The following is an 11,859-nucleotide window of genomic DNA, read 5'->3' as shown; positions in this document are numbered from 1 at the left end:
CATGGACGCGCAGACTGATCTTCTCCCCGGGGCCGAGGCCATCGCCGGCCTGATGGCCCGGGGCGCGGCCTTCCTCGGCACCGAATATGCCATCCTGGGCGGCGCGATGAGCTGGGTCAGCGAGCGCAACCTGGTCGCCGCCCTGTCCAATGCCGGTGCCTTCGGCGTCATCGCCTGCGGCGCGATGATGCCGGACCGGCTGGCGGAGGAGATTTCCGCCACCCAGGCGCTGACGCAGAAGCCCTTCGGCGTGAACCTGATCACCATGCATCCGAACCTGATGGAGCTGGTGCAGGTCTGTCTCGATGCCAAGGTCGGGCACATCGTCTTCGCCGGCGGCATCCCGCCCGGGCCCGCCATCAAGGCGGCCAAGGAAGGCGGCGCCAAGGTGATCTGCTTCGCGCCGGCCCTGGCGCTGGCCAAGAAGCTGGTCCGCTCGGGCGCCGATGCGCTGGTGATCGAAGGGTCGGAAGCCGGCGGCCATATCGGCCCGGTCAGCCTGACCGTGCTGGCGCAGGAGATCCTGCCGCATATCCGCGACGTGCCGGTCTTCGTCGCCGGCGGCATCGGCCGCGGCGAGGCCATCCTGTCCTATCTGGAGATGGGGGCGGCCGGCGTGCAGCTCGGCACCCGCTTCGTCTGCGCGACCGAATGCGTGGCGCATGCGAACTTCAAGCGGGCTTTCATCCGCGGCGCGGCGCGCGAGGCGCTGCCGACCGTGCAGCTGGACGAGAACTTTCCCGTGATCCCGGTGCGCGCCCTGCAGAACGAGGGCACCAAGCGCTTCCTGGAGCACCAGGCCGCCGTCATCGCCCGCTTCAAGGCGGGCGAGGTGACCAAGGAGGCCGGCCAGCTGGAGATCGAGCATTTCTGGGCCGGCGCGCTGCGCCGCGCCGTGGTCGATGGCGATGTCGAGCAGGGCAGCCTGATGGCCGGCCAGAGCGTCGGGCTGGTCAGCAAGGAGCAGCCGGCCGCCGAGATCATCGCCGAGCTGCTGGACCAGGCCCGCACCGCCCTGCTGGCCCGGCGCGGCGGCATCTGACGGCGATCGGCGCCGGGCCGGAGCACCGGCCTGGCGGCGATCGCCCCCCCCTTGTTTCCCGCACGGCTTTCTCGCCCGGCCGTGGCGGGTGCCGGCCGCTCCGGCCCGCCGGCGCCGCGGCGCTTTCTCGCCCGGCCCGGCACGGGGCAGGCGTCCGGCTTCACCGCAATTCGGTTTGCCCTGCGCCGCGCGGCGCGATAGGTGTGCATCGCGTGCCCTACGATCTCAAACCCCGCCCCCGATCCGACAGCCAGCCCGCCGAAGCCGCGCGGGTGGGTGAGGAACTGCGCGAGGCCCGCCTCTCGCTGGGCGTGAGCCTGGAAGAACTGGCCGAGGCGCTGCGGATCAACCGGCGCTACCTGGCCGCCCTGGAAGAAGGCCGCGTGCGCGACCTGCCGGGCGTCGCCTATGGCACCGGCTTCGTCCGCAGCTATGCCCAGTCGATGGGGCTGGACGCGCCCGACCTGGTGCGCCGCTTCCGTGAGGGGGCCGGCGCCGGCACCCGCTCGAAGGATCTGGTCTTCCCCGAGCCGGTGCCGGATCGCGGCGTCCCGGCCGGCGTTGTCATCCTGATCGGCGCGGTGCTGGCGGTTGGCGCCTATGCCGCCTGGTACCAGTGGAGCGGCTCGGCCGAGCGCAGCGTCGATGCCGTGCCGCCGCTGCCGCCGCGGCTGGAGCAGGCGGCGCGCGAGGCCGGCCTGCCGCCGCTGCCGGGCACGCCGCCGGCGGCCACACCTGCCACCCCGGCGCCAAACGGCGCCACCCCGGCGACGCCGCCGGCGGCCGGTACGGCGCCGGGCAGCGTGCCAGGTGCCGTCTCCGGTGCGCCGGCATCGGGAGCACCCGCTCCGGCTGCGCCGGCCCCAGGCGTGACCCCCGCGGTGCCGCCCGCCGCCCGTCCCAGCCAGCCGCCAGTGGCCGGCGCTCCCGGCACGGCGGCGCCTGCCCCGGGCGCCATGCCCGCGGCCCCGAACGGCAATGCCGCCCCGCCGGCCGCGCCGGTGCCGCCGGGCGTGGCCGGCACCCCCGCCGCCCCGGCCGCGCCCGCGGCGCAGGGCGTGGTGCTGCGCGCCAGCGACGAATCCTGGGTGCAGATCCGCGACTCGCGCTCCGGCCGGGTGCTGCTGAACCGCGTGCTGCGCCCGCGCGAGACCTATGAGGTGCCGAACCAGCCTGGCCTGGTGCTGAGCACCGGCAAGGCGGAAGGGCTGACCATCGAGCTGGATGGCGCCGCGACCGGCGTGCTGGCCAATCAGGTCGGCGTGCGGCGCGACATCTCGCTCGACCCCGAGCGGCTGCGGGCGGCCGCCCCCGCCACGCGCTGAGACCGGCGGTCGGGCCTGCCCCGCGAGGGGCGGGCTTGGCCGATGGCGCCACTGCTGCCATATCCGCCCCATGCCGCAGCGGGAGGCCTGACCGCCATGTCCTATCGTCCCTACCAGCAGATCCTGCGCCGGAAATCCCGGCAGATCCGCGTCGGCAAGGTCCTGGTGGGCGGCGACGCGCCGATCACCGTGCAGACCATGACCAACACGCCGACCGAGGATGCCGCGGCCACCATCGCGCAGATCCGCCGGGCGGAGGTGGCCGGGGTCGACATCGTCCGCGTCTCCTGCCCGGACGAGGCCTCGACCGCGGCGCTGGCCGAGATCGTGCGCGAGGTGAACGTGCCGATCGTGGCCGATATCCACTTCCACTATAAGCGCGCGCTCGAGGCGGCGGCGGCCGGCGCCGCCTGCCTCCGCATCAACCCGGGCAATATCGGCAGCAAGGAGCGGGTGAAGGAGGTCGTCAAGGCCGCCCGCGACCATGGCTGCTCGATCCGCATCGGCGTCAATGCCGGCAGCCTGGAGCGGCACCTGCTGGAGAAGTATGGCGAGCCCAACCCGGAGGCGCTGGTCGAGAGCGCGCTGTGGCATGCCGCCCACCTGCAGGAACTCGACTTCCACGAGTTCAAGATCAGCGTGAAGGCCTCCGACGTCTTCCTGGCGGTCGCCGCCTACCAGCAGCTGGCCGAGGCCTGCGACCACCCGCTGCATATCGGCATCACCGAGGCCGGGGGGAAGCGCACCGGCACGGTGAAATCCTCGATCGGCCTGGGCAGCCTGCTCTGGGCCGGCATCGGCGACACGCTGCGCGTCTCGCTCTCGGCCGAGCCGGAGGAGGAGGTGCATGTCGGCTGGGACATCCTGAAGTCGCTCGGCATCCGGCATCGCGGCGTCAAGATCATCTCCTGCCCCTCCTGCGCGCGGCAGGGCTTCAACGTCATCGAGACGGTGGCGGCGCTGGAGGAGCGGCTGGCGCATATCGAGGTGCCGCTGAGCCTGTCGATCATCGGCTGCGTGGTGAACGGGCCGGGCGAGGCGCTGATGACCGATATCGGCGTGACCGGCGGCGGCAGCGGCCGGCACATGGTCTATGCCGCCGGCAAGACGCACCACACCATGGGCCAGGAGGGCATGGTCGACCATATCGTCGAGCTGGTCGAGGCGAAGGCGGCGGAGATCAAGGCCGCCCTGCCGGCGCCCGAGCTGCCGGCCCCGGTCGAGGCCGCCGAATGACCACCGGGACGGAAGCCTCCCCATGCCGCGGCTGACGCCGGAGCGGGCGAAGGCCATGCTGGCGCGGCTGCGCGGCCTGGCTGCCGCGGCGCGGGCCGGCAGCGACTGGGAGGGCCGCTTCGTCGAGGAGGCGGTGGCCCGGCTGGTGCGCTATGGTGACAAGGCGATCTTCACGCCGAAGCAGTGGATCCAGTTCGAGCAGATCTTCCGCCGCTACGAGGAACTGCCCGAGGAGGCCGCTCCCCACAGCGGCAAGGACAGCCCCGCCGCCGGCGCCTGACCGGCCGCGGCCCGAATTCGAGAGAGCGAGAAAAGCCTTGAGCGGAATGCAGCCGGTTCGCGGCACCAAGGATCTGATCGGCGAAGGCTTCCGCCGCCACGCGCAGGTGGTCGAGACGGCGCGCCATGTCACCGGCCTCTACGGGCTGGAGGAATGGTCGACGCCGATCTTCGAGGCGACGGGCGTCTTCGCGCGCACCCTCGGCGACACCTCCGACGTGGTGACCAAGGAGATGTACACCTTCGAGGATCGCGGCGGCGATTCCGTGACGCTGCGCCCCGAGGGCACCGCCGGCGTCTGCCGCGCGCTGGTCAGCAACGGGCTGACCCAGGGCGGGCTGCCGCGCAAGGTCTTCTACACCGGGCCGATGTTCCGCTACGAGCGGCCGCAGAAGGGCCGCTACCGCCAGTTCCACCAGATCGGCGCCGAGATCATGGGCGCCGCCGAGCCGCTGGCGGACGCCGAGGTGATCGCCTGCGGCTACCAGATCCTGCAGCAGCTCGGCATCGATGACGGCGTGGTGCTGGAGATCAACACGCTGGGCGACGCGGCCTCGCGCGACGCCTATCGCGCGGCGCTGGTGGCCTATTTCACCGCGCATCAGGAGAAGCTGTCGGAGGAGAGCCGCACCCGGCTCGAGAAGAACCCGATGCGCATCCTCGACAGCAAGAACGAGGGCGACAAGCTGCTGGTGGCCGATGCGCCGACCATCTTCGAGCACCTGACCCCGGAGGCCGCGGCCTTCTTCGAGGGGGTGCTGGCGCATCTGGACCGCTTCGGCGTGCCCTACCGCAAGAATCCGCGGATCGTGCGCGGGCTCGACTATTACAGCCACACCGCCTTCGAATTCGTCACCGACCGGCTCGGCGCCCAGGGCACGGTGATGGCCGGCGGCCGCTATGACGGGCTGGTGCAGGAGATGGGCGGCCCGGCCACGCCGAGCGTCGGCTGGGCGGCCGGCGTCGAGCGCCTGGCCGAGCTGCTGGAGGAGACCCCGGAGCCGATCCGCCCGGTCGCCGTCATCCCGGTGAGCGGCGCCGAGGAGGGCGCGGCGCTGGAGCTGTTGCAGATGCTGCGCGCCGCCGGCGTGCCCGCCGAGATGGCCTACAAGGGCAATCTGAAGAAGCGGATGGAGCGGGCCAACAAGATCGGCTCGCAGGCGGCCGTGATCATCGGCGAGGCCGAGGTGGCCGAGGGCGTGGTGGTCGTGCGCAACCTGGGCAATGGCGGGCAGGAGCGCGTCGGCGTCGCCGGCCTGCTCTCGGCCCTGGCTGCCGCGGGCGTGGTGGACGCCATGGTCGAGCAGGTGGTCGAGGGTCTGGAGATCGTCGCCGAGGACGCGGCCGAGGAATAAAAAGAAAAGAAGGGGGTCCGGGGGAATTCATTCCCCCGGCTTGCTGGCTGTTTTGAAGGTTGATGATGGCTCTTTCGGAAACGCTCGATCGCCTGTTGTATCGTGCTGATGAATTGCGCGCCCTGCTGGAGAGTGCAGAGGGCGCGCAGATTGGCGTGCTGGCGAAGGAGCTTTCCGAACTGGAGCCCCTGGTCGAGCGCGTGAACGCGCTGCGCGCCGCCGAGCGGGCGCGTGACGAGGCCGAGCTGATGCTGGCCGACCCCGAGATGCGCGAGCTGGCCGAGGCCGAATACTATGCCCAGCGCGACGCCGTCCCGGTGCTGGAGCGGGCGCTCCGCCTGTCCCTGCTGCCGAAGGATGCGGCGGATGCCGGCAGCGCCATCCTGGAAATCCGCCCGGCCGCCGGCGGCGACGAGGCCGGCCTCTTCGCCGCCGAGCTCTTCGCCGCCTATCAGCGCTATGCCGCCACGCGCGGCTGGCGCTTCGGCCTGCTGGAATATGATGAATCCGAGCTTGGCGGCATCAAGGGCGCGGTGGCCGAGGTGGAGGGCGCCGGCGTCTTCGCCCGGCTGAAATTCGAGAGCGGCGTGCACCGCGTCCAGCGCGTGCCGGCGACCGAGACGCAGGGCCGCATCCACACCTCGACGGTGACGGTGGCGGTGCTGCCGCAGGCCGAGGAGGTCGATGTGCAGATCAACGAGGCCGATCTGCGCATCGACACCTACCGGGCCAGCGGCGCCGGCGGCCAGCACGTCAACAAGACCGACAGCGCGGTGCGCATCACCCACCTGCCGACCGGCACGGTGGTGGCGATGCAGGAGGAGCGCAGCCAGCACAAGAACCGCGCCAAGGCGATGAAGGTGCTGCGCGCCCGGCTCTACGAGGCGCAGCGCAGCCAGGTCAGCGCCACCCGCTCGGCCGACCGCAAGTCGCAGGTCGGCACCGGCGACCGTTCGGAGCGGATCCGCACCTACAACTTCCCGCAGGGCCGCGTCACCGACCACCGCATCGGCCTGACCCTGCACAAGATCGACCGCATCATGCAGGGCGAGCTGGACGACATCATCGACGCGCTGATCGCCGAGGACGAGGCGGCGCGGCTGGCGGCCGAGGGTGTCTGACTGCCCGGACCCGGCCGGCACCGTCGGTTTTTTTCTCTGTCGCGCCGGGCAGCATCTGCGGGCCGCCGCGATCGAGACGCCGCGGCTGGAGGCCCGGATGCTGCTGGCCGAGGCGCTGGCGGTGCCGGTCGAGAACCTGCTGCGCGATTCGCGGGCGCCGGTGCCGGAAGCGGCGGCCGCGCGCTTCGGGGAGATGCTGCGGCGGCGGCTGGCGCATGAGCCGATGGCCTATATCCTCGGCCATGCCGGGTTCTGGACGCTGCAGCTCGAGGTTTCTCCGGCGACGCTGATCCCGCGCGCGGATTCGGAAGCCATCGTCGAGGCGGCGCTGGAGGCGGTGCCGGACCGTCCGGGCCTGCGCGTGCTCGACCTCGGCACCGGCACCGGCTGCCTGCTGCTGGCGGTGCTGGCGGAGCGGGCAGGGGCCTTCGGCCTCGGGCTGGACCTCAACCCGGAGGCCGCCGCGTTGGCCGCGCGGAATGCCGCCGCCAATGGCCTGGCTGACCGCGCGGCCTTCCTGGCCGGCGACTGGGCCGCTGCCCTGGCCGCGGGTCCAGCGGGCCGCTTCGACCTGGTGCTGTCCAACCCGCCCTATATCGAGAGCGCCGTCATCCCCGGGCTGATGCCCGAGGTGGCCGGCCACGAGCCGGGCCGCGCGCTGGATGGCGGCGCCGACGGGCTCGACGCCTACCGCGTCATCACCGCCAGCCTGCCGCGCCTGCTGGCGCCGGGCGGCGTCGCCGTGCTGGAGCTGGGCGAGGGCCAGGGCCCGGCGGTCGCCGCGCTGGCCGCGGCGGCGGGGCTTGCGATTCGCGGGACGCGTGACGATCTCTCCGGTATCGCGCGGGCGCTGGTGATAACGGCCCCGCTGGCGCCTGAGACGGGCCACGGTTGAAAAAACCGTTTGGCGCCGCAGCCCCATGTGGCTAGGGTGTCCCCGCGGACCCGGGCGGAGTGCCCCCCGGCTGGACCCGCCGGGATAGCCTATGAGACGGTGACCTTCGGGTCGGGTTTCGCTTTCCGGCGCCGCAGCGATGCAACACCATCAGCAAGTGCCCCCTGGTGCATCATGATCCATGCCGGATCATTCCTGCCCTGGACGGCGCGAGCGTGAGACGGCGAACGCAACACCGATGAACATGAAGCGCATGCGCGGCCGTGGCGGTCATCGCCATGGCGGCGGGGGCGGCGGCGGCGGCGGCGGCGGACAATTCCGCCAGACCAGCCATCAACCGATGAATCGAAACCATGTGTTCGATTCCAATGGACCGGACATGCGGCTGCGCGGCACCGCCCAGCAGCTGTTCGAGAAGTACCTGCAGCTCGGCCGCGACGCGACCGGCGCCGGCGACCGGGTGATGGCCGAGAGCTATTTCCAGCACGCCGAGCACTATTTCCGCATCCTGAACGCGATGGCCCAGGCCGCGCAGCAGGCCAATCCCGGACCGCGCCGCCAGCACAGCGCCGAGGGCGCCGAGCAGGGCGACGCGCCGCAGGGCGAGGGCGAGGCGATGGCCGGTCACGGCCAGGCGCAGTCCTATGAGGACAACGCCGAGCCGGCGGAGCAGCGCGAAAGCGTCCAGTAGGGACGGTTTCGCTTCGAGGACGGGGCAGCGCTTCGGGCGCTGGCCTCTCCGGAAGGGCGGGGTCGCTGGCGATCCCTGTCCTGTCCCGCGCGGCGCTCAGGCCGGCGGGGCCAGCGCCTCCAGCGCGTCGCCCAGGGCGACCTTGCCGCCTTCCACCACCCGCGCATGCACGCCCAGATCGGCATGGCCGAAATGCTGGCGCAGCAGCTTCGGGATATCCAGGTCGCGCTCGCCGGTCTGCAGGTTCACCTGCGTCGCCGGGCAGCGCACGGTGCGCTTGAACACCTCGAGCCGGGCGCCGCCCAGCATCACCTCCTGGCCGATCCAGTCGAATTCCGCCCAGGCCGGCAGCCCGCTGAAATAGACATTGGCGCGGAAGCGCAGCGGGTCGAGCTCCTGGCCGATGGCCTGCTCGAGCGCGGCAAGGCTGGCCAGGTTGATCAGCGAGATCCCCTTCAGCCGCTGGTCGGTGAAGGCATGGCCCGGGGCCTCGGTGAACCAGGGCGTGCCGCGCGCCTCCTGCCCCAGATAGGCGGTCAGCAGCTCGGTCACCGCCTGGCGCCCCGCCTCGGTACCGAGATCGGCCTGGACCGGCGCCTGCCCCGGGACCCGCAGCGACAGCTGGCCGCGGCGGTCGTCGAAGGCCGAGGCCACCAGAGCCAGGCGCGCATTGGCCATCAGGCAGGCGAAATTCTGCTTTGGCAGGAAGGCGGGGGCGGCGAGGTCGAAAGGCGCGTCGCCCTGCACCAGCGCGAAGCGCCGGTCGTGCGGGATGCAGGCGCCCTCCTCGAGATGGACCTGCTCCAGCGCCTCGGCCGAGAGGCCCTTCACGGGATAGCGGTAGAGATGCTCGACACGCATCGACCTGGCTCCTGGTTTTTCGCCGCCCGCCCCTTGAAGCGGCGCGGCCTCCCCTACCACATCGCTAGCACGAGCGGTGCCTGACGTCGCCTCTTCAGGGGCGTTGGGCCGCCGGTTGCCTCGGAGGAGGGACAAAATGGACATCGAGAAATTCACCGAGCGGGCCCGCGGGTTCCTGCAGGCCGCCCAGACCATCGCGATCCGCGACTATCACCAGCGCATCACGGCAGAGCACCTGCTGAAGGCGCTGCTCGACGACGAGCAGGGCGCCGCGGCCGGGCTGATCCGTGCCGCCGGCGGCGATCCCGCCAAGGTCAAGACCTCGGTCGAGGCCGAGCTGGGCAAGCTGCCGAAGGTGCAGGGGGCCGGCGCCGGCCAGCCGCAGTTCATGCCGGACATCGTGCGCGTGCTCGACGCCGCGCAGCAGCAGGCGGGCAAGGCAGGCGATGCCTTCGTGGCCCAGGACCGGCTGCTGGTGGCGCTGGCCGCCAGCGACACGCCGTCCGGCCGCGCGCTGGTCGCCGGCGGTGCCACCGCCGAGCGGCTGGAGCAGGCGCTGGCCGCCGTGCGCAAGGGCCGCAAGGTCGACAGCGCCAGCGCCGAGCAGCAGTTCGACGCGCTGAAGAAATACGCCCGCGACCTGACCGAGGCGGCGCGCAGCGGCAAGCTCGACCCGGTGATCGGCCGTGACGAGGAGATCCGCCGCGCCATCCAGGTGCTGGCGCGCCGCACCAAGAACAACCCGGTGCTGATCGGCGAGCCCGGCGTCGGCAAGACGGCGATCGTCGAGGGGCTGGCGCTGCGCATCGTCAATGGCGACGTGCCCGAGGCGCTGAAGGACAAGCGCGTCCTGGCGCTCGACCTCGGCGCCATGGTGGCCGGCGCCAAGTATCGCGGCGAGTTCGAGGAGCGGCTGAAGGGCGTGCTCACCGAGGTCGAGACCGCGGCCGGCGAGATCGTTCTTTTCATTGACGAAATGCATACCCTCATCGGAGCCGGCAAGGCCGATGGGGCGATGGACGCCTCGAACCTGCTGAAGCCGGCGCTGGCCCGTGGCGAGCTGCACTGCATCGGCGCGACCACGCTCGACGAATACCGCAAGCATGTGGAGAAGGACGCGGCGCTCGCCCGTCGCTTCCAGCCGGTCTTCGTGGGCGAGCCGAGCGTCGAGGACACCGTCTCGATCCTGCGCGGCATCAAGGAGAAGTACGAGCTGCACCATGGGGTGCGGATCGCGGATTCGGCCCTGGTGGCGGCGGCGACCCTGTCGAACCGCTACATCACCGACCGCTTCCTGCCTGACAAGGCGATCGACCTGGTGGACGAGGCCGCCTCCCGCCTGCGCATGCAGGTCGACAGCAAGCCGGAGGAGCTTGACGAGGTCGACCGCCGGCTGATGATGCTGAAGATCGAGCGCGAGGCGCTGAAGAAGGAAGAGGACGTCGCCAGCCGTGACCGTCTGGGGCGGCTCGAGCGCGAGCTTTCCGAGCTGGAGGAGCGCTCCGACGCCCTGACCACCGCCTGGCAGGCCGAGAAGAACAAGCTCTCCGAGGCGCAGAAGGCCAAGGAGGAGCTCGACCGCGCGCGGACCGAGGTCGAGGTGGCGCAGCGCCGTGGCGACTATGCCCGGGCTGGCGAGCTGACCTATGGCATCATCCCGACGCTCGAGAAGAAGATCGCCGAGGCCGGCGACAATGGCCGGCTGGTCAATGAGGCGGTGACCGAGGAGGGCATCGCCGCCGTGGTCAGCCGCTGGACCGGCATCCCGGTCGAGAAGATGCTGGAGGGCGAGCGGGCCAAGCTGCTGCGCATGGAGGACCAGCTCCGCCGCCGGGTGGTCGGCCAGGAGGAGGCGCTGGAGGCGGTGTCCAAGGCGGTGCGGCGCGCCCGTGCCGGGCTGCAGGACCCGAACCGGCCGATCGGCTCCTTCCTGTTCCTGGGCCCGACCGGCGTCGGCAAGACCGAGCTGACCAAGGCGATCGCCAGCTTCCTGTTCGATGACGAGCGGGCCCTGCTGCGGATCGACATGTCGGAATACATGGAGAAGCACGCGGTCAGCCGGCTGATCGGCGCCCCCCCGGGCTATGTCGGCTACGAGGAAGGTGGCGCGCTGACCGAGGCGGTGCGGCGCCGGCCCTACCAGGTGATCCTCTTCGACGAGGTCGAGAAGGCGCATGAGGATGTGTTCAACGTCCTGCTGCAGGTGCTCGACGACGGGCGGCTGACGGACGGGCAGGGGCGGACGGTCGATTTCCGCAACACCCTGATCGTGCTGACCAGCAACCTGGGCTCGGAGATCCTGGCCGCCCAGCCGGAGGGCGAGGATGTCGACCTGGTGCGCGGCCAGGTGATGAACGTGGTGCGTGGCCGCTTCCGCCCGGAGTTCCTCAACCGGCTGGACGAGATCGTGCTGTTCCGCCGGCTGGCCCGGCAGGACATGGGCGCCATCGTGACGATCCAGCTCGGCCGGCTGCGCAAGCTGCTGGAGGATCGCAAGATTACGCTGGAGCTGGACCAGGCGGCCTCCGACTGGCTGGCCGAGGCGGGTTACGACCCGGTCTATGGCGCACGGCCGCTGAAGCGCGTCATCCAGCGCAACCTGCAGGACCGCCTGGCGGGGCTGCTGCTGGAGGGCCGGGTGACCGATGGCAGTACCGTGCGGGTGACCGCCGGGCCGGAAGGGCTCGAACTGGTGGCCTGATGCCTCTGCGGCAGTTTTTTGATGCCGCGGCGGAATTTTGGTGAAACCCGTTTGACAGGGGAGGGAGCCGGGCCTAAAAGCCGGCTCCCGACGCTGAGGCGCTTCGAAAGAAACGCCGGACGCTGAGGGCGCTGAAGAAAACTTCAGCGGGGTGGTTGACCGGCGAAGGAAACTTTGCTAGATACGGCGCCCCGCTGAGAGAGATCGAAGCGACCGGCAAGGCTGAAAAGTCTCTCTACTGTTGATTTAAAACCGCATCGGGTTTTCTGGAAGTAGAATGGAGCTGATTTGGTTTAGTCCTTTGATGGGCTGAGCTGAGACGGTTTCTGCTCTGGTCTTCTGGTTCTTCGGTC

General features: G+C 71.0%; 10 protein-coding genes. 9 read left to right on the top strand and 1 reads right to left on the bottom strand.

The annotated features are described in order from the left end of the window. Position 1: 1 nt before the first annotated feature. From WFI16_RS24200 to WFI16_RS24165, 8 genes are all read left to right on the top strand, one after another. Positions 2 to 1,042, top strand: a complete 1,041-nt coding sequence (locus WFI16_RS24200; RefSeq protein WP_442970736.1) for an NAD(P)H-dependent flavin oxidoreductase — start codon at positions 2 to 4, stop codon at positions 1,040 to 1,042. A gap of 212 nt (positions 1,043 to 1,254) precedes the next feature. After that, positions 1,255 to 2,367 carry a helix-turn-helix domain-containing protein gene (locus WFI16_RS24195; RefSeq protein ID WP_419900426.1) on the top strand — a complete coding sequence of 371 codons (1,113 nt, stop codon included), beginning with the start codon at positions 1,255 to 1,257 and terminating at the stop codon, positions 2,365 to 2,367. Positions 2,368 to 2,463: 96 nt separating this feature from the next. Then, positions 2,464 to 3,603 carry a flavodoxin-dependent (E)-4-hydroxy-3-methylbut-2-enyl-diphosphate synthase gene (ispG, locus tag WFI16_RS24190; RefSeq protein WP_419900425.1) on the top strand — a complete coding sequence of 380 codons (1,140 nt, stop codon included), beginning with the start codon at positions 2,464 to 2,466 and terminating at the stop codon, positions 3,601 to 3,603. 22 nt (positions 3,604 to 3,625) lie between these two features. Continuing rightward, complete coding sequence (locus WFI16_RS24185; RefSeq protein WP_419900424.1) at positions 3,626 to 3,883, top strand: hypothetical protein; 258 nt, start codon at positions 3,626 to 3,628, stop codon at positions 3,881 to 3,883. A 37-nt stretch (positions 3,884 to 3,920) separates the two neighbouring features. Further along, entirely contained in the window at positions 3,921 to 5,237 is a 1,317-nt protein-coding gene (hisS, locus tag WFI16_RS24180) for a histidine--tRNA ligase (RefSeq protein WP_419900423.1), read from the top strand. Positions 5,238 to 5,302: 65 nt separating this feature from the next. Next, entirely contained in the window at positions 5,303 to 6,358 is a 1,056-nt protein-coding gene (gene prfA, locus WFI16_RS24175; RefSeq protein WP_419900422.1) for a peptide chain release factor 1, read from the top strand. Next, positions 6,351 to 7,253: a peptide chain release factor N(5)-glutamine methyltransferase gene (prmC, locus tag WFI16_RS24170; protein WP_419900421.1), complete on the top strand. Its 903-nt coding sequence runs from the start codon at positions 6,351 to 6,353 to the stop codon at positions 7,251 to 7,253. The genes prfA and prmC overlap by 8 nt, the downstream gene beginning before the upstream one ends. 355 nt (positions 7,254 to 7,608) lie before the next feature. Then, complete coding sequence (locus tag WFI16_RS24165; RefSeq protein ID WP_442970735.1) at positions 7,609 to 7,944, top strand: DUF4167 domain-containing protein; 336 nt, start codon at positions 7,609 to 7,611, stop codon at positions 7,942 to 7,944. Positions 7,945 to 8,040: 96 nt separating this feature from the next. Here WFI16_RS24165 and WFI16_RS24160 read toward each other — a convergent pair whose 3' ends face one another. Further along, positions 8,041 to 8,805, bottom strand: a complete 765-nt coding sequence (locus WFI16_RS24160; protein WP_419900419.1) for an MOSC domain-containing protein — start codon at positions 8,803 to 8,805, stop codon at positions 8,041 to 8,043. A 136-nt stretch (positions 8,806 to 8,941) separates the two neighbouring features. Between WFI16_RS24160 and clpB the strand changes: the two genes are divergently transcribed. Continuing rightward, the gene (clpB, locus tag WFI16_RS24155; protein ID WP_419900418.1) at positions 8,942 to 11,506 is read left to right on the top strand and encodes an ATP-dependent chaperone ClpB; all 2,565 of its coding nucleotides are present in this window, start codon (positions 8,942 to 8,944) and stop codon (positions 11,504 to 11,506) included. Positions 11,507 to 11,859 lie beyond the last annotated feature (353 nt).

Source organism: Roseomonas sp. USHLN139 (assembly GCF_037145735.1).
Classification (GTDB): domain Bacteria; phylum Pseudomonadota; class Alphaproteobacteria; order Acetobacterales; family Acetobacteraceae; genus Pseudoroseomonas.
This window is presented reverse-complemented; position numbering and strand designations above follow the sequence as displayed.